25 protein-coding genes are annotated in these 24114 nt (G+C 29.9%); 6 read left to right on the plus strand and 19 right to left on the minus strand.

Annotation, left to right across the window (positions count from 1 at the left end; translation table 11 throughout):
- Positions 1-114: 114 nt before the first annotated feature.
- The gene (locus tag O9267_RS13505; RefSeq protein ID WP_298180445.1) at positions 115-798 is read left to right on the plus strand and encodes an ATP-binding cassette domain-containing protein; all 684 of its coding nucleotides are present in this window, start codon (positions 115-117) and stop codon (positions 796-798) included.
- Positions 798-1685 (plus strand): glycosyltransferase family 2 protein, encoded by an 888-nt coding sequence (locus O9267_RS13510; RefSeq protein WP_298180448.1) that lies wholly within the window; start codon positions 798-800, stop codon positions 1683-1685. The genes O9267_RS13505 and O9267_RS13510 overlap by 1 nt, the downstream gene beginning before the upstream one ends.
- Here the strand turns inward: O9267_RS13510 and O9267_RS13515 are convergent.
- From O9267_RS13515 to O9267_RS13525, 3 genes are read right to left on the minus strand one after another with little or no spacing between them, the layout of a single operon-like run.
- A complete protein-coding gene (locus O9267_RS13515) occupies positions 1682-2785 on the minus strand; it encodes a glycosyltransferase (protein ID WP_298180450.1) in 1104 nt (367 codons plus the stop codon). The genes O9267_RS13510 and O9267_RS13515 overlap by 4 nt on opposite strands.
- Positions 2782-3174 carry an FdtA/QdtA family cupin domain-containing protein gene (locus O9267_RS13520; protein WP_298180452.1) on the minus strand — a complete coding sequence of 131 codons (393 nt, stop codon included), beginning with the start codon at positions 3172-3174 and terminating at the stop codon, positions 2782-2784. Before O9267_RS13520 ends, O9267_RS13515 begins: the two co-directional genes overlap by 4 nt.
- Complete coding sequence (locus O9267_RS13525; RefSeq protein WP_298180455.1) at positions 3174-4250, minus strand: glycosyltransferase; 1077 nt, start codon at positions 4248-4250, stop codon at positions 3174-3176. The genes O9267_RS13520 and O9267_RS13525 overlap by 1 nt, the downstream gene beginning before the upstream one ends.
- Before the next feature lie 65 nt (positions 4251-4315).
- Here O9267_RS13525 and O9267_RS13530 point away from each other — a divergent pair, with 65 nt between their 5' ends.
- A complete protein-coding gene (locus O9267_RS13530) occupies positions 4316-5203 on the plus strand; it encodes a glycosyltransferase (RefSeq protein WP_298180457.1) in 888 nt (295 codons plus the stop codon).
- Here O9267_RS13530 and O9267_RS13535 read toward each other — a convergent pair.
- The 6 genes from O9267_RS13535 to O9267_RS13560 are packed head-to-tail and all read right to left on the minus strand — an operon-like array spanning position 5196 to position 12181.
- Positions 5196-6122: a hypothetical protein gene (locus O9267_RS13535; RefSeq protein WP_298180459.1), complete on the minus strand. Its 927-nt coding sequence runs from the start codon at positions 6120-6122 to the stop codon at positions 5196-5198. The genes O9267_RS13530 and O9267_RS13535 overlap by 8 nt on opposite strands.
- A complete protein-coding gene (locus tag O9267_RS13540; RefSeq protein WP_298180461.1) occupies positions 6122-7552 on the minus strand; it encodes an MBOAT family O-acyltransferase in 1431 nt (476 codons plus the stop codon). The genes O9267_RS13535 and O9267_RS13540 overlap by 1 nt, the downstream gene beginning before the upstream one ends.
- Positions 7553-7571: 19 nt before the next feature.
- Positions 7572-9068, minus strand: coding sequence for an oligosaccharide flippase family protein (locus O9267_RS13545; protein WP_298180463.1), 1497 nt, complete (start codon positions 9066-9068; stop codon positions 7572-7574).
- 1 nt (position 9069) lies between these two features.
- The gene (locus O9267_RS13550) at positions 9070-10089 is read right to left on the minus strand and encodes a glycosyltransferase family A protein (protein ID WP_298180466.1); all 1020 of its coding nucleotides are present in this window, start codon (positions 10087-10089) and stop codon (positions 9070-9072) included.
- Positions 10077-11204: a DegT/DnrJ/EryC1/StrS family aminotransferase gene (locus tag O9267_RS13555; RefSeq protein WP_298180468.1), complete on the minus strand. Its 1128-nt coding sequence runs from the start codon at positions 11202-11204 to the stop codon at positions 10077-10079. The genes O9267_RS13550 and O9267_RS13555 overlap by 13 nt, the downstream gene beginning before the upstream one ends.
- Positions 11201-12181 (minus strand): GNAT family N-acetyltransferase, encoded by a 981-nt coding sequence (locus O9267_RS13560; RefSeq protein WP_298180471.1) that lies wholly within the window; start codon positions 12179-12181, stop codon positions 11201-11203. Before O9267_RS13560 ends, O9267_RS13555 begins: the two co-directional genes overlap by 4 nt.
- A 120-nt stretch (positions 12182-12301) precedes the next feature.
- Between O9267_RS13560 and O9267_RS13565 the strand changes: the two genes are divergently transcribed.
- Positions 12302-13501, plus strand: coding sequence for a gliding motility-associated C-terminal domain-containing protein (locus O9267_RS13565; RefSeq protein ID WP_298180473.1), 1200 nt, complete (start codon positions 12302-12304; stop codon positions 13499-13501).
- Position 13502: 1 nt separating this feature from the next.
- Here O9267_RS13565 and O9267_RS13570 read toward each other — a convergent pair whose 3' ends face one another.
- From O9267_RS13570 to recF, 10 genes are all read right to left on the minus strand, one after another.
- The gene (locus O9267_RS13570; RefSeq protein WP_298180475.1) at positions 13503-14345 is read right to left on the minus strand and encodes an isoaspartyl peptidase/L-asparaginase; all 843 of its coding nucleotides are present in this window, start codon (positions 14343-14345) and stop codon (positions 13503-13505) included.
- A gap of 58 nt (positions 14346-14403) precedes the next feature.
- Entirely contained in the window at positions 14404-15276 is an 873-nt protein-coding gene (locus O9267_RS13575; RefSeq protein ID WP_298180477.1) for a cyanophycinase, read from the minus strand.
- 157 nt (positions 15277-15433) lie between these two features.
- Positions 15434-16258 carry an energy transducer TonB gene (locus tag O9267_RS13580; RefSeq protein ID WP_298180479.1) on the minus strand — a complete coding sequence of 275 codons (825 nt, stop codon included), beginning with the start codon at positions 16256-16258 and terminating at the stop codon, positions 15434-15436.
- Positions 16259-16584: 326 nt separating this feature from the next.
- Complete coding sequence (locus tag O9267_RS13585) at positions 16585-17136, minus strand: sigma-70 family RNA polymerase sigma factor (RefSeq protein WP_298180481.1); 552 nt, start codon at positions 17134-17136, stop codon at positions 16585-16587.
- A complete protein-coding gene (locus O9267_RS13590) occupies positions 17127-18233 on the minus strand; it encodes a glycosyltransferase (protein WP_298180563.1) in 1107 nt (368 codons plus the stop codon). Before O9267_RS13590 ends, O9267_RS13585 begins: the two co-directional genes overlap by 10 nt.
- 81 nt (positions 18234-18314) lie before the next feature.
- Entirely contained in the window at positions 18315-18818 is a 504-nt protein-coding gene (locus O9267_RS13595) for a GNAT family N-acetyltransferase (RefSeq protein WP_298180483.1), read from the minus strand.
- Positions 18819-18884: 66 nt separating this feature from the next.
- Positions 18885-19898: a UDP-N-acetylmuramate dehydrogenase gene (gene murB / locus O9267_RS13600; RefSeq protein WP_298180484.1), complete on the minus strand. Its 1014-nt coding sequence runs from the start codon at positions 19896-19898 to the stop codon at positions 18885-18887.
- A 73-nt stretch (positions 19899-19971) separates the two neighbouring features.
- Positions 19972-20646, minus strand: a complete 675-nt coding sequence (locus O9267_RS13605) for a DUF2461 domain-containing protein (protein WP_298180487.1) — start codon at positions 20644-20646, stop codon at positions 19972-19974.
- 86 nt (positions 20647-20732) lie between these two features.
- On the minus strand, positions 20733-21452 hold the full coding sequence (gene trxA, locus O9267_RS13610) for a thioredoxin (protein WP_298180489.1): 720 nt from the start codon (positions 21450-21452) through the stop codon (positions 20733-20735).
- A 66-nt stretch (positions 21453-21518) separates the two neighbouring features.
- Positions 21519-22598: a DNA replication and repair protein RecF gene (recF, locus tag O9267_RS13615; RefSeq protein WP_298180491.1), complete on the minus strand. Its 1080-nt coding sequence runs from the start codon at positions 22596-22598 to the stop codon at positions 21519-21521.
- Between the two features lie 142 nt (positions 22599-22740).
- Between recF and O9267_RS13620 the strand changes: the two genes are divergently transcribed.
- Together O9267_RS13620 and ribH are read left to right on the plus strand one after the other, a co-directional pair.
- Complete coding sequence (locus tag O9267_RS13620) at positions 22741-23529, plus strand: hypothetical protein (RefSeq protein WP_298180493.1); 789 nt, start codon at positions 22741-22743, stop codon at positions 23527-23529.
- 68 nt (positions 23530-23597) lie between these two features.
- The gene (ribH, locus tag O9267_RS13625) at positions 23598-24095 is read left to right on the plus strand and encodes a 6,7-dimethyl-8-ribityllumazine synthase (RefSeq protein WP_298180495.1); all 498 of its coding nucleotides are present in this window, start codon (positions 23598-23600) and stop codon (positions 24093-24095) included.
- Positions 24096-24114: the final 19 nt, after the last annotated feature.

Consider the following 24114-nt stretch of genomic DNA (forward strand, 5'->3'; position numbering starts at 1 on the left):
TTTTAACAATTGTTTTGTTGTGAATGATAGACATTGAATTTTTATTAAAACAGTAAAATAATTTTGAATACCAGCGTTATCTTATTACTTTTACAACATTAAATAATTCAAATTATGTCAGAAACTGTTTTATCATTAAAAAATGCAACGATTTACCAAGAAAACAATCCGATTTTGTCGGATATTACACTTGATGTTAAGCATGGTGATTTTATATATATTATTGGAAAAACAGGTTCAGGAAAAAGTAGTTTGATGAAAACTTTTTATGCCGATTTACCTTTAACAGAAGGCGAAGGCGAAATTGTTGAATACAATTTGGTTGGTTTAAAAGAAAATGACATTCCGTATTTGAGACGAAAAGTTGGGATTGTTTTTCAGGATTTTCAACTTTTACCCGATAGAAGTGTGAAAGAAAATATGCTTTTTGTATTAAAAGCTACTGGCTGGACAGACAAAACTGAAATGGATGAAAAAATTGATGAAGTTTTGGCTAAAGTCGATTTGAAATCAATTGCCTCCAAAATGCCGCATCAACTTTCTGGTGGTGAGCAACAACGAGTAGCCATTGCAAGAGCTTTACTGAATGACCCAGAACTTATTTTGGCAGACGAACCAACTGGAAACCTTGATCCACAAACAAGCGTTGAAGTTATGGAAGTATTGCGAAAAATCAATGCTAATGGCAAAACGGTTATTATGGCAACGCACGATTATGCTTTGTTGATGAAGTTTCCATCCAAAACGTTGAAATGTGAAAACGGGCAACTTTTTGAAGTGGTTCAAAGAACGGTTTAATGCTTTCTATACTCATTCCGACATACAACTATAATGTATATCCATTAGTTTTGGAATTGCATAAACAATGTTTGGAATGCCAAATTGAGTTCGAGATATTGGTTCAGGATGATGCTTCAAAATCGGAGTTGAATCTTGAAAATGAAAAGATAAATTTAGTTTCAAACTGCCATTTTTTTTGTGCTGAAACTAATTTAGGAAGAGGCGAAAACAGAAATAGTTTAGCCAATAGAGCACATCATAATTGGTTTCTTTTTTTAGATTGTGATACTTTTCCAACTGATTCAAATTTTATAAAAAATTATATTGAGGTAATTGTACAATGTAAACCCAATGTAATTTATGGTGGTTTAGCCTACAAAAATGAAAAACCCAAAAAAGAGGAAATATTACGATGGGTTTATGGAAAAAAAAGAGAAGCAAAATCGATTGAAGAAAGAAAACGAAACCCAAGCTTTGCTTTGACATCAAATCTTGCCATTTTAAGTGAAGTATTTTGCGAAATTAAATTTGATAGTAGTATAAAAAATTACGGTTATGAAGATTTAATTTTTATATCAGAATTAGAAAAAAATAACATACAAATTGAACAAATTGATAATTGTGTTTATCATCTAAATTTAGAAAACTCTGAACATTTTCTTGAAAAAACTGAAATTGCATTACGAACTTTACACACAATTTCAAAAAATGATTTGTACAAAACTGAAACTCAAGTAACAAAATATTATAGTCAAATTAAACGATATAAAATTGATTTGTTTCTTTTATTCATCTTTAGAAAATTTAAAAGAGTATTGAAGAAAAATTTACTTTCAAATAATCCATCTTTGTTTGTTTTTGATTTATATAAATTGGGGTTTTTCACCGAAATTAGTAATTATTAAACTTTACTTTTAGTTACTTCTTGAATTAACTTCTCCCATTTTTCGATAATTTTTTCCTTTTCATATTCAAAAATTTTTGTTCTTCCCGATTTTCCCATTTGAACTCTAAGATTTTTATCTTGCATTAAAAGAAGAAGTTTTTTTGCAAACTCATTTTTATCGCCATCGGGAATTAAAAATCCATTTTCAGAATCTATAATCATTGACTTTGGGCCAATTGGACAATTATATGATATTAGAGGTAATCCACAAGACTGCGCTTCTAATAAAACATTTGGAAATCCTTCTGAACGTGAAGGCATTAGATAAATTGAAGCATTCAAATATTCTTGTATTATATCATTTGTTGGTGGCAGAATTTCGATAGAGTGTGCAATATCATTTCTTATTGCATGTTCAATCAAGGCTTCTCTATTTTCTGAGACTCCAATAATTTTCAACTTCCATTCTTTATTTTCTTTTTGAACAAGTTGCCATATATCCAATAACCTATCCAATCCTTTTTCATAAGAATTTCTGGCAACACAAATAGCAATTTTCTCATCTAAACTTGTAACTGTTTGCGTTATATTTTCAATAGGATTGGGGATTATGAATGTCTTTTTTTTTATTCCCCATTCCTCCTGACTTTCTTTGGAAAGAAAAACTATATAATTATAAAATTTCACAAATTTTCTACGATAAAAATATTTTAGATTGTGAAATAATTGGTTTATTCTATTGGGAGCTATCGATGTTATTTCGTTGTAAAGTGATCCTCGTACTTCAAAAACCAGCTGGCATTTGTGAGTTACCAAAAAAGGTATTAAGTAAGCTTTTAAACCATTATCGCTCACAAAAATTAGATCAGGTTTTACTGTATTAACTATATTATTTAATGCTTTGTGGTAACGATATAAAAAAGAAATTTTATTTCCATATAATACCATGTCAAAAAATTGGATGGAAGCATTGTACTTATAGGGAGCATTTTGCCAACCATTATTTTGTGTAGCTATATAAACCTGATGATTTTGGGCTAGTGCACTAGCTTTTACGGAAAGAATTTTGGCCACACCACCATAATCATTAGCTTTTGGAGTTATATAAAGAATTTTCATTTAACTGAAGATAAAAAATCATTGTAATCTCTGATATAATCATTTTCATTATAATTTTCAGAGGCCAATACCAAACAAACAGCACCAGAAGAAAAATTTTCTAGTTCACGCCAAGTGTAATTTTCTATGAGTAAGCCTTTATTGGGCTTATTTAGAGTCACTTTTTCCTTAACTTTTCCATTATCCAATATCACATCAAAACTACCCGAAATTGCTATTAAAACTTGGGTTAACTTTTTATGAGCATGACCGCCACGAACTGCGCTACTCGGAATATCATATAAATAATAAACTCGTTTTACTTCAAAAGGAATTGTGTCATTTTCTATAACAGCTATATTGCCTAAATTATTTTCTATTTTCGGAATATCAATAATAGTAGTTTTCATTATTTCTTAGTTTGATTAAAAAGAAAAATCCATTGTTTTCCAATGTTTTCAACTGAAAACTGAGTAATACTAGTTAACGAATTTTCTTTAAAGGTAGTATAAAGTTCTTTGTCGCAATATAAATTTCTCATAGCTTCTGACAATTTATCAATGTTTTGATTTTCTACTAAAATCCCGTTTAGATTTGGGTCAATAATTTCGTTTGGACCGCAAAAGCAATCAAATGAAATAACAGGTGTTTCATTTATCAACGATTCGACTAGTGTGTTAGCAAATCCTTCATTTTTGCTTGAAACCACCAAAAAAAGTGCATTTTTTTGATACGGAAAAGGATTGGATTGGTTTCCTTTGAATATAACATTACTCGTCAAATTCAATTTTTCAACTAGTGTTTTTAGCTCATCCATATACTTTCCTTCTCCAAGAATAAGCAATGAAACATCTTTTAGATGTAAATCTGATTTATGATAAGCAAGAATAAGTTTATCAAACTGTTTTACACGCCTATTCATTCTACCAACGGCGACAATATAGTTCCTCTCGACTGGAACAAAACTTTTGCCTAAAGATTGAATTTTATTAATTTCGAATGGATTATAAATTGTTGTTATTTTTGATTTTAAATGATTTTCTAACAATTTTTCAATTGCTTTACTAACCGTCACTACTTGATGTTTTGAATAAATTAAGTTTGCAAGAAAATGATTTTCGGGAATATATTTTTTTGTAACGCCGCTATGAACGGTATAAAAAACTTTGGTATTATATACGCAATGTGAAATTAAAAGTTCATTAATTGCATTTACTCTATATCTAAAATCGATTATATAATCAAATTGATTTTTTTTTAGATACTTTTTCAAAATGAATAACCGTTTTAACTTGTCAAAAATCGTTTTTGATTTTAATTTTCCTAAATTGAAAATTTCTCCCGAAAAATCGTATTCTATCCAATCCAAAAATGTAATACTATGCACCTCAAAATTATTTTCATGAAAAAAATTAGATAGTGTTGCATGAACTTTTTCGGCACCACCACCAGCTAAACAATCACCAACTAACGCGATTTTTTTCAACTTATGAATACTATGAGTTAATATTTTTTTACTTTTGCTCAAATATACTATACTTTGCTTGAATTATGCAAAAAAAACCACTTGTTAGCATTATTTGCCTTTGTTATAATCATGAGAAGTATCTTCTTGAAACACTCGAATCTGTTGTTAATCAAACCTACCAAAATATTGAGGTAATTATTGCTGACGATTGTAGCAGTGATAACTCTGTTGCATTAATAGAGAAATGGATAAAAAAATATCCTGAAACAAAATTTGTTAAAAATAAAACTAATATTGGCAATACAAAGACATTCAATTCTGTTTTTCAACATGCTAAAGGTGAATACATTGTTGATTTAGCAACTGATGATGTACTTTTTCCAAATACAATAGAGTTACAAGTAGCTTGTTTTGAAAAATCAAAAAACAGTAAACTTGGTATTGTTTACGGAAACCTGGAACGAATAGATGCTGAGAATAATCATATAGACTATTTTTTTAATGTAGATAAAAATTTAAAAACCATAAAACCGCAACCAACTGGCGACATATACAAAGGATTGTTAAGTATCGAGAATAATGTTTGCTCGGTTTCATCTATGGTAAAAAGAGAAGTTTATGAAACTCTTAATTGCTATGACACAACATTGTATTATGAAGATTTAGATTTTTGGATACGAGCTGCACGCCAATATGAGTTTGAATATATAGATGAAATTTTAGTAAAAAAAAGAGTTCTTTCTAGTTCATTGAGTAACAACAGATTTAAGATATTTAATTCAAAAACTCGAAAATTTAACCAATCAACCTATATAATAATTTTGAAAGCCTTAAAACTAAATCAAACAAATGATGAAAATAAGGCAATCTTAAAATTTATTTATCATGAGTTAAGTGTTTCAGTAAAAACGTTGGATTTTGTGTTGTTTTTAAAATATATAATTCTTCTATTAAGAATAAAGCTTAGTTAAATTTATTCAAACAATCATTTACTATTTTTGAACATTTTTTTGCACCATCAGTTTGCAAATGATCAGCATCATAAAAATCTTCATTAGTAAATCTGCTGTCATTAAATAAATTTACATAATGAACGTTTATATTTTTATTTTCTAATGATAAACATGTTTTAACAATCTTAGTATTTTTTTTTTGATTTACACCTTTAGCATAAGGTTTTGAAACTGGCATTGTAACTATAATTACTTTAATTCCAAGAGAATTGCATTTGTCAATCATTTTTTGAAGTATCATAGTATTTTCAGTAAAATTCACATTCTTATTCTCATGACCTTTTACTCTCATTATGGCATCTTCATAAATATTTTTTATTTTTATTTTTTCTTTTGTATAGTTTATTCCAAACCCACTATCATTACAGTCAATTATAGTTCCATCAGCAAAATAGCGCTGCATTAATTTGATATTAGCATTAAATCCTCTTGGAGACGACAATAAGTATCTATTAATATCTGTTTTTTCAATGATTGGAACATCTAAACCCATATACATTTCATAATAATACTTTCTCCAGTCACTTTCTGATGAATTATTCAATACTCCTAATGAAAAATATTCTACATTCAAAATCACATATTTCAATTTTTTGAATTTATCAATATGCTTATCAAACAAGAGTTTATCAAAATATAAAGTTTGACTTATGTTGGATAAATTAAACGTTGGTTTATCAAAATAAGCTGGATTTAAACCATAAAAAGTATGAGAATTTCCTAAAATTAAAACTTCAGCCGTTTCATAGTTTTTTACAACATTCCTATTTTTTACAATATAATTATTTGGAACAACTCTGTAAAAAACCTCTATAATACCTAAAACTATGAGAATTGGTAAAACAAAAAAAGTGATTTTTCTAACTAGTTTTTTCATTAAAATTGAAAATAAATAAAGTTTAAATCTTTTCCGTTGTAGTATAAAACCATAAATACCAATAGATAATAGAAGCTAATTCTTAAATACTTATTCCAACTCAAACCAAAGCTTTTTAAGGCAAAGTACTCAGCTCTACCTTGCCATTCTATAAGTAAAAAAAAGAAAATAAATCCTATCAATGTTTTAGGAAAAACTTCAGGAAAAGTAAATAATGACTTCGTAAAAATATGAGCAATATAGCTAAAACTTTCTGTTAAAGAGCTTGATCTAAAAAAAATCCAGGTAAAAGTAACTAAACTAAAAGTCATTACTATTTTGAGTAATTCAATTGATTTAGATTTAAAATCAACTTCTGATATGATTGCAATATTGTTTCGATTTTTGTTTTGAATAAACAAAGGAATAAAAAACAAAGCATGTAATAATCCCCAAAATATAAAAGTCCAATTGGCACCATGCCAAAATCCACTCAAGAGAAAAATAATAAAAATGTTTCTAATACTAACAATTTTAGATTTCCTTGAACCGCCTAATGGAATATAAATATAATCCCTAAACCAACTTGACAATGATATATGCCAACGACGCCAAAACTCGGCTATATCTCTTGAAAAATAAGGATAAGAAAAGTTCTGCAATAGTTCAATGCCAAGCAATCTTGCTGTTCCTAAAGCTATATCAGTATATCCAGAAAAATCACCATAAATTTGAAACGAAAACAAAAACGCGCCAACCACTAAATCACTTCCAGAGTGACTGGTTGGATTTTCAAAAATCATATTTACATACTCGGCACAACCATCAGCAATCACAACTTTTTTGACCAATCCCCATAAAATTTGTCGTAAACCATCAACTGCCTTAGAATAATCAAAAACTCTCTTTTTTTGAATTTGGGGTAAAAGATGAGTTGCTCTTTCAATTGGTCCAGCCACTAGTAAAGGGAAAAAACTCACAAACAGTGAATAATCAACAATACTTTTGACTGGTTTTAATTTATTATTATAAACATCTATCACATAAGACAATCCGTGAAAAGTATAAAAAGAGATTCCGATTGGCAAAATAATTTTTAATGTCCAAATATTCGCTTTAAATCCGAATAATGAAATCAATTCAGAAAAATTATCAATAAAAAAATTAAAATATTTGAAAAACCCAAGAAAACAAATATTTACACCAATACTAAGCCAAAGCCATTTTTTTTTATTACTTATTGACTCAAAAATTTTGATAGCAATGAAGTAGTCTAATAGTATTGAAAATAGCAAAAGAAATAGAAAACGCCAATCAAAACAAGCAAAGAAAAAAAAGCTAACTACAACTAAAAATATATTTTGCTTCTTCAAATCTTTATTGAATGCAAACCAATAGAGTAAAAATACTATTGGAAAGAAAAGGGCAAAATAGATAGAATTAAATTGCATTTTTAGGTTTTACTTAATACTATTTAAAAAATTTATTTTTGAATTTATCAAAATAAATCTTGAAAGAAATTCGCTTATCTAAAGCAATATAGGAATAAACAATCGAAATAAGAAAAACAATCCCTGTAATTAATTTGAAATAGTATTCATCAATAAAAAAAGCACTAACGCAACATACCAAACCAGCTATTATTGAAAAAAAAATTATTTTGAAGGAATCATTTCTAAAACTGAAATCATAGTTTTTATTTACAACATAATATACATAAAATCCGTAAAGACTAAAATTTACAACACTTGCTATTCCAATACCTACAAGTCCATAAAAATTATATAATAAAATTGTTAAACTAACATTCAAAAAATCACCAACTAATTCTTGAATAAAATACTGTTTTTTGTTTCCTTTTGCCAAAATTATAAATGCCAATGGCCAAATAATTGCTTTTATAATAATTGAAAATAAAGCAGCTTTAAAAATTAATATTACAGGCAAAAACTCTTTTGTATAAAGTAATTGAATGACAAAAGGTGATACCAAATACAAAAAAATAATGGCTGGTGTAACTAATAAAAGCCCAATTTCTAATTGATTATTTACTAATTCTTTCATGCCCGAATTATCCTTATTAATTGATGTTAATCTTGGATAAAAATCAATTGACATTGAAGTAAAAATCATTCCAACATAGGAAATCAAAATAACAGTACTTACTTCGTAAAAACCTAGAATTTGAGAAGTTACACCGTTTCCGTTAAGATATAATTTGATTAAAAAGGTACAAATATGCCCGAAAATTACATTTATAGATAACAACAATCCTAACTTTAAAATAGGCAATGCTTTTTGATAAACTTCAGAAAAATTAAATTGAATTCCAGTTGTTTTAAAATTTCTTGTGAAATACAAATTTACACCAAGATTAATAGCGCTAGAAACCAAAATAACAGGAACAATTCCGTCAAATTTATAAAAATAATAAATTGAAACTGTTGTTAATGTTATCAAAACAGAAGATAAAACATTGGAAATCGCAATGATTTTCAACATTCGTTTTCCTTGCAAAATCGCAACTCTACTAGCTGTAAAACTTGTGAAGAAAAAATTAATGGAAAGGATAATAAACCAATGATAATAATTGGTATTCCCGAAAGTCCATTTACTCAATAATGAACTAAAAACAATTGCAAGTAAAGCACCAAATAACCCAATAGCAAAAGCTATTTTTTGGATAATATAAATAGTTTGATTCAGTTTTGTTTTATCTTCATCACTATCGGCAACGGCAATTTCGCGAACACTGGTTGTAGAAATTCCGAAACTTGAAATAGAAGTAATTATAGTTAAAGTATTATTCAAAAGTCCGACAGTTCCTATTCCGATTGGGCCAAGAAAAATGGCTACAAATTTAGAGCCAACTATGCTAATAACCATTTTCATAACTTGCATAATTCCAAAAACACCCGTGGCTTTTAGAATCGTTTTATGCGAATTATCAATGTTGTTATTTTTCATGCTAGTCTATATTACAACCAAAAGATTGAAATTGATTTTTAAAACTTGAAACCCATTTTTTCCATTCAATAACTTGCAAATCAACATTGTTTTCTTTCTCAATAATTACCGCAATTTGTTCCGAATTCAAATCTTTAGGATATTTTTGCATTACATCTAATTGATCATTATACCAAGCTTCATTGACAGTTTTATTAAACAAAAACATATCAATTTTCACATCTTTATAGTTTTTAAATTGATTAGTTGCCGAAGATAAAAAACCAGTTTTAACTACTTCATTCGTAGTGTGAGCAAAACCAATTTTATTTCTATTTTTTTTCAAAAACTTAACTGAATTGTATAGTTGCAAACCTTCATCAACTTCATTTTTATGATCATTCCAAAGTGAAAGAAAATAATCTTTTCTGAAAACAACGCCTGCAACAGCATAAATTGAATAATAACTTAAAAATCTATCATAAGTGTGAATTCGCAATGCTTTTAAAGTTTTTCTTATTTTAAATCGATTGAATTTATAAAAAACAAACTTGTACAAAAGTGGATTCCTCAAATACAAATTTGGTTCAAAAAAAGTCAAATTATCTTTAATAAAATGAGTTTTAGATTGAATTAGTTTTTCATTTCCTAACCAAAACATTTTAACAAAAACCAGCTTATTTTCAATGCAATTTTGATGCAGCATGTTTAAATCAAACTTTTCTACAAACCAAATATCATCTTCAAGTAAAATAAAATAATCAGAAGCATTTTTTGCGCCTTCCAACCAAAGTTCGATTGGGATTTTATTAATTTCAGGCTGTTTTCCTTTAGAAGTGAAATTTACTTTCTGTTCATAAAATTCAGACTTATATATTTGAATATCAGGAAATTTATTTTGAAGTTTATCTAAATATTTATGTGGTGTTCCATCATCTAAAATCTTAATCTTAAAATCAGAATTAATGCAGTTCAAATAAATACTTTGAATACATCTATCAAGATAATAAGGTCGATTATACGATTTTATTAGTATGTCCATTGATTCAGTTTTTCAATAACTTTAGTAACCTCATCATTTGTCATTATTGGACTCATTGGCAAACTCAAAACTTCATTGTGAATTTGTTCAGATATTGGAAAAGACAACGAATTCCATTGAGCAAAAGCTTTTTGTTTGTGTGGTGCAATTGGATAATGAATCATGGTTTCAATTTCATTTTGTAACAAATACTCTTGCAATTTATCTCTATTTTGAGTTCTAATTACAAACAAATGAAATACGTGATTATTGGTGAAATCCCAATTAGGTAAAAGAATTTTCGAATTTTTTATTTCAGTTAAATAACGTTTAGCTATTCTTCTTCTAACCTCATTCTCAACATCCAAATTTGGCAACTTTATACTCAAAAAAGCAGCTTGAAGCTCATCTAGTCTAGAATTTACACCTATAAAATCGTTATGGTATTTTTTCTCCGAACCGTAATTTCGTACCGAAAAAAGCACTTTTGCTAACTTATCATCATTAGTTGTAATGGCACCAGCATCACCAAGAGCACCTAAATTTTTAGAAGGATAAAAACTAAAACCTGCCGCATCACCTAAATTTCCAGCTTTCTTTTTGGAATTTGGAATTTCACTATTGGAATTTGCAATTGCACCATGAGCTTGTGCAGCATCTTCAATAACCAATAAATTATTTTGTTTTGCAATCTTGTTTATCAACTCCATTTCAGCTAATTGACCATAAAGATGTACTGCTAAAATGGCCTTAGTTTTTGGAGTAATTTTTTCTTGAATTAATTCAGGATTCAAGTTATAAGTTTCTAATCTTGGTTCAACCAAAACAGGAATTAAATCGGCTTCTTTTATTGCCAAAATACTAGCTATGTAAGTATTTGCAGGAACAATAACTTCATCACCTTTTTGTATTTTTCCGAGCTGAATATAAGCCTTGAAAATTAGTACCAAAGCATCTAATCCGTTACCAACTCCAATGCAATATTTAGTGCCGCAAAAATTGGCGAAATTTTCTTCAAAAGACTTTACTTCAGTTCCAAGAATATACCAACCTTTATCCAAAAATGTTTTCAATTTTTCTTGAAATTGTTCTTGATAAGGTGCGTTAATTTTTTTTAAGTCAAGGAATTTTATCATATCAAAACTGTATTCAATAAGTTGTGATTTTTTGTGTCAACTTCATAAAAATCGTGTGCAACAGAACTTGCATCAAAACCTTCTTTCCAATATATAAGACCCGAATTGACATTCATTCCTTGATTTTCGTTAGAAATACCAAAATCAAAATAATGCATATCTTGAAAAACATTTCTGATCAAATAATCATGTAAAAAATCTAAACTACCAAATTCTTTTCTTGATTCATCTGCAGACATATATTGTGAGTGCGCAACATTATCAGTAACAAAAACGGTTGTCCCCGCAATTAATTTTTCACCAAAATAAACATTAAAATGTCTTATGTTTTCAGGAAAATTTGATTTTAATAATCTAATTTCTTCAACTGAATGAACAGGTTTTGCATTATGTCGCAAAGCCAAATTAGGAATTAAAATTTCATTCCAAAAAAGTTCAAAATTATTATCTTCTTTTACTGTAATATTATTTGAAACTCCTTTTTTAATTGCTCTTTTCCTAGAATCCGAATATTCACTCTGCTGCTTTAAATCAATTACTGATAACACATCTCTTCTTACTAATTTTGCATTTACAAGAAACAAAACATAATCAATTTCTTGAGAAGGTTTTTTGAAATAAATCGTAGGCAACAATTTCAAGTGAAGTTTTTTAATACTATTTTCTTCCAAAAAAGAAAGTAAATTTTGAACAATATAAATTACTTCATTCAATTTAATCTTTGATTGTAAGACCAAACCTCCATAACTCAACCCTTGATGTGAATAAACAATTTCTTCTACTCTATTAGCTGGTAAAACAGCAACTAATTTTTCAGATTCATCAAAAATCAATAATGAAAAATCTTCAAACCTATCAGAATGATACTCCATAAAATTTCGATTGAACAAAAAAGTGGCATTTTTGGCATTACTAATAAAAGTATTCCAAATAGCTTTATCTTCCTTCTTATATTGTCGAATTATATAGTTTTTCACTAGTAAATTTTATAATGTGGAAAATTAATCAATTATTTTATTATTTGTTAATTATCTTTCAAAAATTGATTTTAAAAAATTATGTTGTATTTTTATTTTTTTTTTTAAAAAGATAACTTCTTGAAGCTAAAACTACAAAATATCATTTTTAGTATAGCATTGCTTTATTCTTGTACTATTTTTGCACAAGATGTTTCTTTAATGGCTCAATTTAATGGTCGATATGACTTTACATTTATAGGAAACACATTAAATCCTCAAGAAAATTCTTTTCAAACATCACCATCTATATTACCGAGTTCTTCTGCAACATTAAACTTAGACTCTAAATCAGTAATAAAAAACGCTTACTTATATTGGGCAGGTTCTGGAACAGGCGATTTTGAAATCACATTAAACTCAACTTCAATAACTGCCGAAAGAACATTTGCATATCAAAGAAACAATTTTGGACTACTATTAGATTATTTTAGTGCTTTTAAAGATATAACCGAATTGGTAAAACAAACTGGAAATGGTATTTACACTTTATCAAACCTTGATATAAGTGACGTAATTGATGATCATTTTACCAGAAAAACAAATTTTGCAGGCTGGGCTATAATTATTATTTATAAAAATAATAACATACCAGTAACTCAAATAAATGTTTATGATGGACTACAAGCGGTTCCCAATGCTTTATCAATTAATTTAACAAATATAGAAGTTGTAAATAATTTAGATTCCAAAATTGGTTTTGTTGCTTGGGAAGGCGATTCAAATATTCGTGTTACAGAAACATTAAAAATTAATGATTATGTAGTTGAACAATTACCATTAAATCCAGCAAACAATGCTTTTAACGGAACAAACAGTATTACTGGAAGCTCAACTCTATACAATATGGATTTAGATATTTATGATATTCAGAATTACGTTCAAAAAGATGATACTTCTATGGACATTGAACTTACTTCTGGTCAAGATGTTGTAATGATTAATGCGGTTGTAACTAAATTTACTGCCAAAAAAAATCCTCCAATAATTCATAATTATATCTCTGCAAATGGTGATGATATAAATCCTACGTTCTCAATTGAAGGCTTACGAGATGTTTTTCTTAATTTTGAAATAGAAATTTACAATCGTTGGGGACAATTAGTTTGGACAGGAGATAATTCAACTCCAGATTGGGATGGTTTATCAAATCAAGAAATTAGATTTGATTCAACTACTATTTCGCCTAGAGATACTTATTTTTATATTCTCCATTTGAATGATCCTGATTATCAAACACCACTAATAGGATATTTATATTTATTTAGAAAGAATCAATAGTTTAGTTAAAAACCTCTTCATTTTCGCCATCAAAACTTGCAAAAACCATACTTGGATGTGAATCTTGGTGGAAAATATTTCCGTTTTTATCGATAGCGATTGCACCTGCAAAACCATCGTAAGGTTTTAGTTCATCAAATGTTTTTTCGAAAGCTTTTTCTAATGAAAATCCATCAGTTACACGTGTCACGATTTTGGCCGCTACTGCTCCACTCACAATATCTTCTCCAACACCTGTTAAACTTACGCCACAAAAAGAGTTAGCATAATTACCCGCAACAGTTGCCGAATCAGAAATTCTTCCGGGAATTTCAAATCCTTTTCCACCAGTTGATGTTGCTGCTGCAATTTTTCCGTTTTTGTCTATTGCTACACAACCAACAGTTCCTGTTCCAGTTGAAGCAAGTTTGGTTTCATATTCAGCTTTTCGTTGTGGAATTTCTGTTGAGAATTTTTCAAATCCGTGTTGTCTTGCAAAATTGGTTGCACCACTTCCACCCAAAACTCTATCGTCAACATTCATTAATACTTGTGCAACTTGAATTGGATTCTTTACTTCTTCAATATTGATAACACCACTCATTTTCTGAGTTTCGCCATCCATCAAAGAAGCACTCATTCTAATTTTTCCGTCACTTTGAATTTGCGAACCAATTCCGGCATTAAACAATTCATCATCTTCCAATAATGAAACTGCGTAAACCACTGTTTCAACAGCAGAATGATTTTGTAAATAAGCATACGAATCTTTTACAATTCGCAACAAAGCTTGTTGTTTAGCAACTTTTGTTTCGTGATTGGTTGAAGATTCTGAGAAAAAACCGCCGTGAATGATTACCTTCATTTTTTTAGTTTATGTTTTTTGGTTTTATAGTTGACAACCAGCTATAAACAACAAACTTTTATACATATTGAGACGAATGAATTTGCATTTTGAAAGTATCTAAATCAAAAGTGTCGTGTTTACTCATTACGTGTGTTACCAGATGGTTGATAGAAATTGGTTTTCCTAATTCAACTTGAGTTAAATTGGTGTCTTTTACTTCGCGACCATCAACTAATATTACAAGTCCAGAACCGATTGCTTCCATTTGGCGACCATTTTTTATTAGCAATCCTGTGTCTTCTCCTAAACCAATTCCTAAAACTTTTGGATTTCCTACAACTGCTTGGAATAATCTTCCTATTCTGCCACGCTGTACAAAATGAGTATCGATAACAACATCGTCTATTAATCCTAAACCAGAAGTTATTTTAACTTCACCTTTTAGCAATGCTTCTTGACTGCTCCCTTGGTAAATCATACTGTTAGAAGCCGCAGCTGCACCTGCAGAAGTTCCTGCATAGATGAAATCTTCGTTTCTGTATTTATCAATTAAAATGTCATCAAAAGGAGTTCCTCCCAAAATTGAGGTTAGTCGAAGTTGGTCACCACCAGTAAACATAACAACATCTGCAGCTTTTAATCTTTCTAAAACTTCAGGTTCTGATGCTTGTTCTCTTCTTTCTATATATAAAACATCAACATTATTGGCTCCTAAATAACTGAAAGCTTTTACGTATTCTGGTCCAATTTCTCTTGGAATTTTGGATGCCGTTGTAATAACTTCTATTCGAGATAACTCTTTATTTTTAGATTCGTTGATGATTCTTTTTAGGATACCTTCTTCAAAGAAATTCAAATTCTTTGCAGCGTTTTGATCCAAATTTGTTTCAGAAAAACTGCCTTTATCGACAGCTCCGCCTATTATGATTAATTTTCCGTGTATTTCCATTCGGTAAAAATAGGAAAATCATAAAAAAAATCAAGAAAAAAAGAGATTCTTTATAAACATGTTATTAAGATATTATTTTACTGTTATAAAATCAAAAACCTTTGCCAAGTTGACTAAACTGTGACAAAGGCCTTAATTGAATTAATAAACTTCTAAATTAACCTTTTTTAACTGTAATTGGTAATGTGAATTGAGTTCTTACTGGCTGACCATCTTTTATGCCTGGTTTCCATTTGGTACGCAAAGATTTTAGAACACGAATAGCTTCTTTTCCTAGACCATAACCTGGATTTCTTAAAACTTTTACATCGGTCATACTGCCATCTTTTTCTATTACGAAAGCAACATAAACACTAATATTTTCCGTTTCGTCCATTTCTGGTTTTTCGAAATTGTTGCCTACATACTCGTAGAACTTGTTGATTCCGCCTGGATATTCTGGTTGTTTATCTAACAAAGCTGTGATAACTGTGCCTTCAGGCTTTTTAGGTTCAACAATTGTTGACACTCCTGTTTTTCCTTCACCTTCAGAAGCATTCTTTGAAGTTCCAGTGCCACCTTCCACTCCATTTTCAGATGTTGTTGCTGCTTTTTTGGCTTCTTCATTGGTTTTTACATCAACAAATTTTTCATCTTTTTCAGCAATGACTGGATTTTTCAAATCTTCTTTTTTTACATCATCTTTAACTTCAGTTTTCTTCGCAGCTGGAAGCTTATGTTCAGGTTCTTTCTTTGTTGGTGGATAATAAATATCAACTTTTATAGCTGTATCAGGATTAAAGCCTTCAGGAAGAACTTCGACTGGATTAGCAAATGAACTTAGCGCAAAAACAAATCCAGAAAGGAAAACAATTCCGAAAAAGAAGGCTACAAGCGTGGTTCGAGAATTTTCTTGGCGTAATTGGTAAGCGCCATACTCTTTGTTCTTGCCTTCAAACACAAGATCAATCCACTTTTTTTCAAAGATACTTACTTTAGACATAATTATTAGATTTAATGGTTAAGTATCAATGCTACATAAGCGAATTTTTTAGAAAATAGAATTTAGAGTATAGAAAATAGATTTTATAAGTTATTTACATCATTAATAACGCAAAGATTATTCCGATATTGTGTGATTATCACAGTAAAAACAAAAATTTAATAAAGTATTAATTAAAATACTTGAATTTTAATAATTTTTTCTTAGAGCTACTGCATCGATTCAATACATAACCTAACTAACCCTGATAGGAGCAAACCGTCGTGCGGTGCGGATAGCAGGAAAAGGGAAAGCTACAATTCCCAAGCCATTCGTTTCTACTAAAATTACTGTTTGCTTTGGATGATTTCTGCCAATAGTTTTTTGGCGCGAAGTAATTTGATTTTGACGTTGCTCAAAGGTTCGTTGAGTTGTTCTGCAATTTCCTGATAGCTCATTTCTTGAAAATAACGCAACTGAATAACTTCTTGATAATGAGGTTTTAACTCTTTGATAAATTGAAGTAATTGCGAAAGATTTTGCTCAATAATTAGTTCATCTTCGGCAGATGGTGATGTGTCAGCAACGTTGTAAGCTTGTTGGTCTTCTTCGTCGGTAATTTCGACAAAAAGTGATGTTTTTTTCTTGCGAAGTAAGTCGATGTGCACATTTTTGGCAATGGCAATCAACCAAGTATTAAATTGAAATTCAGGGTTGTAAGTCGAAATTTTATCGAATGCTTTTGAAAAAGTTTCTATGGCAATATCTTCGGCATCGGTTTCATTTTCGGTACGTTTGAGCATAAAACCATAGACTTCGTTCCAGTAATAATCTAGCAAATAAGTAAAAGCAACTTGGTCGCCCTTTTTAGCTTTTTCGATATAGGGATTTATTTCCACTGAACTGGTTTTGAGAAAATATTAGTGATAAAAACATTAAATTGTGTCAAAATAAGTACAATTTCGATAATCGGAAACCAATACATTACGTCTTTTTCTTTGAGTTTTCCAGCGGCAAATCCCATTGAAATCCAAGCCGTTAAATATCTAAAACCTATCAAACTAACGACTATAATCCATTGGTATTGAAACGCTAACAAAATCATAGGTAGAATAAAAAAAGTTAGTTGCGAAAGATAAAAAACTGCCAATTGTGTTCTATCGAATGATTTGTAATGTTTAGCTGTTGCTACATGTCTTCGTTTTTGTCTGAACCAATCGCCAAAAGTGGTTTTGGGTTTAGAAAAAGTAAAACTATCAGGCGAATAGCAAATCGTTGTATTAGCTGCATTTGCCGCTTGATTAACAAACAAATCGTCGTCGCCAGAACGAATTTTCATGTGATCCATAAAACCTCTAACTCTGAAAAATTCTTCTCTTTTGTAAGCCATATTTCGACCAACACCCATAAAAGGTTTGCCAGCTTTTGACCAAGCAAAATATTGTGTTGCAGTTAATAACGTTTCAAAACGAATAATCTTATTAAAGAACGAACCTTTTATTTTTTCGTAAGCTCCATAACCCAAAACAATAGTTTTTTCTTTTGAAAATTGAGCGCTCATTTCGTTAATCCATTCAGTTGTTTTTGGATAACAATCGGCATCGGTGAAAAGCAAATATTCGTTTTTAGCCGCTTTGATTCCAAGTGTTAATGCGAATTTTTTATTGCCCCAAAAAGCTTCGTTATTTTCAACTTTAACTAACTTTATATTAGAATATTGCTTTTCGTATTGTTCAAAAATTTCTAGGGTTTCATCTCTAGAAGCATCATCGATAAGGACAATTTCAAAATCGGGATAATTTTGTTGCAAAAGAAGTGGCACAAAGTTTTTTACATTTTCTTCTTCGTTTTTAGCACAAACAATTATAGAAATTGGTAACTTTTTAGGTGTATTATTTTGAGGTTTAGTAAATGAAAATTTACCAAAAATTAGTATGTAATACACAAATTGAATGGTGACAATTGCAATAAAAATATAAAAAAGTACTTGTAAAATCATAACACAAATGTTGTTTCAAGCTTAAAATTTGAGACGGTGCAAAAGTATAAAATTCAATTAGGAATAACGAATTATGAATTAGGATTTTTTAATTTGGTACAAAACACCGTCGTGCAAATGAAAAGTGAAATGTTTTACGTAGCTCATTCCAAGTTTTTCTAACACTTTTATTGAGGCAATATTGGCTTCCATTGCTCTGCCGACAATAGTTTGCAAATTCAGTTTTTCAAATCCGTACTCAATGCAAGCTTTGGCAGATTCTGTTGCGTAACCTTTGCTCCAATGTTTTTTGAAAAAGCGAAATCCGATGTCAACTTCGTCAGTTTCTGGTGAATATTTTAATCCACACCATCCTAGAAATTCTTCGTTTGATTTAGCAATCACTGCCCAACGACCATAACCGTATTCTTGATAAGGATTGTAATTTTCTAAAAATGATTCGGCGTCTTTTATAGAATCAAAAGCTTTATCACCAGTGTATTTTATTACATCTTCATCAGAGTTTAGCAAATAGAAGTTTTCATCATCAGCAACCGATAATTCTCTTAGATAAAGACGATTGGTTTCAATTACTTTTTTCATTTATAAATAACTATTTTAACACAGATTACACAAATTTTCACAAATTATTGGAATCTTAACAGTCAATTAAATCACATTAACTTCAGCCTCAATAGCAATTCCGTATTTGTCGAAAACTGTTTTTTGAACGTATCTTGATAAAGCTAAAATATCTTGACCAGTTGCATTTCCGTAATTTACTAAAACTAGTGCTTGGTTTTTGTGAACGCCAGCATCGTCTTTTCTGTAGCCTTTTAATCCCGCGTGTTCAATTAGCCAACCAGCTGGCACTTTGACTTCGGTTGGAGAAACTTCAAAGAATTTTACATCTGGAAATTTTTGTTGGACTTTTTCAAAAAGTTCTTTGGAAATAATTGGATTTTTGAAAAAACTTCCACTGTTTCCTAATTCTTTTGGATCGGGTAATTTACTTTGACGAATAGCAATAACAGCATTGGAAACGTCTTTTAAAGTTGGAATTGTAACGTTTTGTTTTTCCAATTCTTTTGTGATGTCGCCATACGAAGTATTGATTTTGTGATTGCGTTTTGTAAGTTTGAAAATCACAGAAGTAATCACAAATTTATCTTTAGCTTCATGTTTGAAAATGCTTTCTCTATAACCAAAACTACATTCTTCTTTTGTGAAAGTTTTCATTTCTTGAGTCAGCAAATTCATGGCATCGCACGAAATAAATGTATCTTTAATTTCGGTTCCGTAAGCGCCAATATTTTGAACCGGTGTTGTACCAACATTACCCGGAATTAACGACATATTTTCTAATCCACCGAAATTTTGATCGATTGTCCAAAGAACAAATTCGTGCCAATTTTCGCCTGCTTGACTTTCAACCCATACGAAATCGTCATCTTCTTTTATGATTTTTTTTCCTTTTAAATCAACATGAATTACCAAAGCATCAATATCTTGGGTTAGTAACATATTACTTCCACCACCAAGTATGAACTTTTTGTCATCGTTATGTTTTTCTAAAACTGACTTTAATTCAGCTAGATTATGAATAGCAACAAATTGTTTTGCATTGGCTTCGATACCAAAAGTGTTGTATTTTTTTAAAGGGAAATTTAATTCAATTTTCATATGGTCTTTTTTTAAACACAGATTTCACAAATTATCACAAATTGAATCTGTGTAAATTTGTGAAATTGTGTTTCTAATCTTCTGTTTCTAGAGCACGACTCAAAAAGTCATTCATTGGTTTTAATGTGATTAATTTTTGAGCAATGATTTTACTAAAATCTTTATCGGTAAAAAGTTTATCATCAATTTTGCTTGAAGTTGTGAAACTTTTTAACTTTAAAAATTCAATTGCTGGATGATTTGGATCGAAATCTTTTGGTGCTTTTTTCAAGATGGTATTTTCACTTCTATCCAATTCATTAAATTCTTTTTTGAAATTTTTATTGGAAACTATTGCTTCTAAATCATCATGAAAAAACTCAATTTCTTTACGAATCAACTTCAATTCATTTGGTTCTGGACACCAAACACCACCAGCAATAAAGCAATTTCCTTTTTCGTAATGAATGTAATAACCTGGACTGTTTTTTCGGTTTTTATTTTGACTCATCCAAACGCCCATATTGGTTTTATAAGGAGATTTATCTTTACTAAAACGAATATCACGATTGATTCGAAACGTACAATTTTTAACTTCCAAAGGTTCCAATGATTTGTCCAATGGCTTCATTTCTGTCAAAATTGAAGTTATAAAGTTATGATAGTCTTTCTTGTAACTTTCATATCTTTTTTTGTTTTCATGCATCCATTCGGTGTTGTTGTTTGCAATCAAATCGGCTAAAAATTGTAGTGCTTCTTTTGTAATCATGTTTTTAGTTTAGAAGTTTAAGAGTTTAAAAGTTTAAAAGTTTTGAGAATTACTCTTAACTTTTATTTCCAAACTCCAAACTATTTCTATAAATGTTTTTTCAATTCTTCTTCTGTAATATAACCTACATTTTGCCAAGCAACTTTTTTGTCTTTGTAAACCATAATTGTTGGCAAAGCATCTACTTTCATTTGATTAGCAAGTGCTTCGTTTTTATCAACATCAATTCTAACGATAGTAACTTTGTCTCTTAATTCTGTTGTCATTTTGTCTAAATACGGTGCCATTTTTTTGCATGGACCACACCATTCGGCATAAAAATCGATTACAACGGTTTTGTCAGTTGCTAGAATTTTCTCGTAGTCTGCCATTGTCATTCCAGTTTTTGAAGGAACTTGATTGCTCAATCCAAGTGCGTTGTATTTCATCATTCCGCCTTGCATATTGTATACTTCTTTAAAGCCTAATTCTTGCATTTTGGCAGCAGCATTGCTACTTCTTCCGCCGCTTAAACAATAAACGAAAGTAGGTTTTGATTTGTCTAATTTTTCAATTTCTGCAACAAATGAAGCACCATTATAATTGATATTTAAAGCATTATCAAGATGTTTACTGGCAAATTCATCGGGCGTTCTTACATCTATAAGTAGGGCGCCTTGTGTAGTGGATAATTTGTCAACAAATGATTTTGCATCAATTGACAAGTTAATTGTTGATTGTGTTTGCTCAGCCGTTTTGTTGGTTTGTCCTTGGCAACTGATTAATAAAAAAGTTACAGCTAGTAGTGATAAAAAAGTAGATTTCATGTTTATATTTTTTTTTAAAATTTCGTCAAAAATAAAGTAGTAAAAATAGTGATATTATAACAAATGTTACAAATTAAATAATTTATAACTCTGATGTGTTGATTTTACAATAGCTTCGGTACGTTCAGAATGTGTATCTGAAATAAATAATTGCCCGAATTCGTCTTGGTTGACCATTTCTACAATTTTGCCAACACGAGTTTCATCCAATTTATCAAAAATATCATCAAATAATAAGATTGGGTTTTCGCCACTTTGTTTTTTTACAAATTCAAATTGAGCAAATTTCAATGCAATCAAGAAGGATTTTTGTTGTCCTTGCGAACCGAACTTTTTGATCGGATAATTTTCAATTTGAAACGACAAATCGTCTTTATGAACGCCAACTGAAGTATATTGCAAAGCTCTGTCTTTTGCTAAATTTTGTTCTAATAAAGTCAGTGTATCATTCTCAAACAAATGACTTTCATAAACCAATTGAACTGTTTCTACTGAACCCGTAATTGCTTGATGATGTTTATTGAAAATTGGAATAAAATCATTCAGAAAGTGTTTTCGCTTTTCAAAAATAGATTGTCCTAATTGATTCAATTGCTCATTATATATAGACAAAGTATCATTTTCGAATACATGATTCAAGGCAAAATATTTCAACAACGCATTTCGTTGACTAATGATTTTTTGGTACTGAATTAATTGCTGTAAATAGGTAGAATCCAACTGCGAAATTACACTGTCAATAAAACGTCTTCTGGTTTCACTACCTTCAATAATCAAGTCGGCATCGCTTGGCGAAATAATAACAAGTGGAATCAATCCAACATGATCGGAGAATTTTTCATATTGTTTTCCGTTGCGCTTCAGGATTTTCTTTTGTCCTTTTTTGAAACTACTTACAATTTGTTCCGAACGTTTTGCTTTTTCAAATTCGCCATCAACCACAAAAAAATCTTCACCATGTTTTATATTTTGAGCTGCAATAGGATTGAAATAACTTTTTCCATAAGCCAAATGATAGATTGCATCGAGCACATTTGTTTTTCCAATACCATTTTTCCCAACAAAACAGTTGATTTTGGCATCGAAATCATAACTGACTTCCGAAAAATTTTTATAATTGAATAAAGAAATCTTTTTTAAAAACATTGTGATGGCTTGAAAATATTGACTTTTTTAAAATTTTCAATATCTTTTTTTAAGAGCGTGCAAATTATTGAAAAATATCGACAAAAATCGCTTTTAAATACGAATAAAAATTTTATTTTTGCGCACACTAAATTAAAATTAAATGGCAACTTATAATAAAAGAGGTTACAAAACACCAAAAGAGAAAGAAGAAAAAGTAGACGCAAACTTTATTGAAGAAACTCCAAATGTAGATGAGAAAGACAGTGCAACAGCCGGTGTTTTCAATACATTAGACGAAACAGCTTCAAAAACAGAAGCTTGGGTTGAAAAAAATCAAAAGATAATCTTCGGAATTGTTGGAGCAATTGCTTTAGTAACAGTAAGTTATTTATTATACCAAAAATTTGTTGTGGAACCTAAAGAAGATGAAGGTGCAAATGCTATGTTCGTAGCACAACAAAATTTCCAAAAAGCTGTTGATGGCGATACTGCAAAAGATTCATTATTCAATTTAGCATTAAAAGGTTCAGAAGGACAATTCGGATTTAAAGATATTGCTGATAAATTCTCAGGAACTGCAGCAGGAAATTTAGCTAACTATTATGCTGGTATTGCTTACCTTAATACAGGAAAATATGCTGAAGCTATAAGCTCATTAGAAAGTTTTTCTTCAGATGATGTAATGTTGAGTACACTTGCAGTTGGAGCGATTGGTGATGCTTATTCACAAAAAAATGATGCTAAAAAAGCATTAGAATATTATATCAAAGCTTCAGAAATGAATGTAAATGAGTTAACTACACCAAGATATTTATTAAAAGCAGCACAATTAGAATTAGCAGCTAATAATAAAGCAGATGCTTTGAAACATTTAACTCAAATCAAAGAAAAATACGAAAGTGCTCCAGAAGCTCAAAGTGTTGATGCTTTGATTGGTATGGCACAATAAGAAGTTAACAGTCTCAGTTTTCAGTTTTCAGTAACTGCCTACTGCGATTGCGACTGAAAACTATAAAAATGGCTACAGCTAATAAAAATTTATCTAATTACGATAAAAACACAATCCCAAATGCGAAAGATTTTCGGTTTGGGATTGTTGTTTCAGAATGGAACGATCATATAACCGAAGGACTTTACAAAGGTGCTCTTGAGGCACTTTTAGATTGTGGAGCTATTCAGGAAAACATCATTCGTTGGAATGTTCCTGGTAGTTTTGAACTAGTGTATGGTGCTCAACGCATGATTGTAACACAAAATGTTGATGTTGTTATCACAATTGGTTGTGTTATAAAAGGCGAAACTATGCATTTTGAGTTCGTTTGCGAAGGTGTAACACAAGGTATCAAAGACTTAAATGTTCAAACAGATGTTCCAGTTATTTTTTGTTTACTAACCGATAATAACGAACAACAATCCATCGACAGAAGTGGCGGAGTTCATGGAAACAAAGGAACAGAAGCTGCAATAGCTGCAATAAAAATGGCTGACTTGAGAAGAAAATCTGAAATAAGTTAACGAAGAAATTTCCAAATTT

The organism is Flavobacterium sp. (assembly GCF_027531705.1).
In the GTDB taxonomy this organism is placed as follows: domain Bacteria; phylum Bacteroidota; class Bacteroidia; order Flavobacteriales; family Flavobacteriaceae; genus Flavobacterium.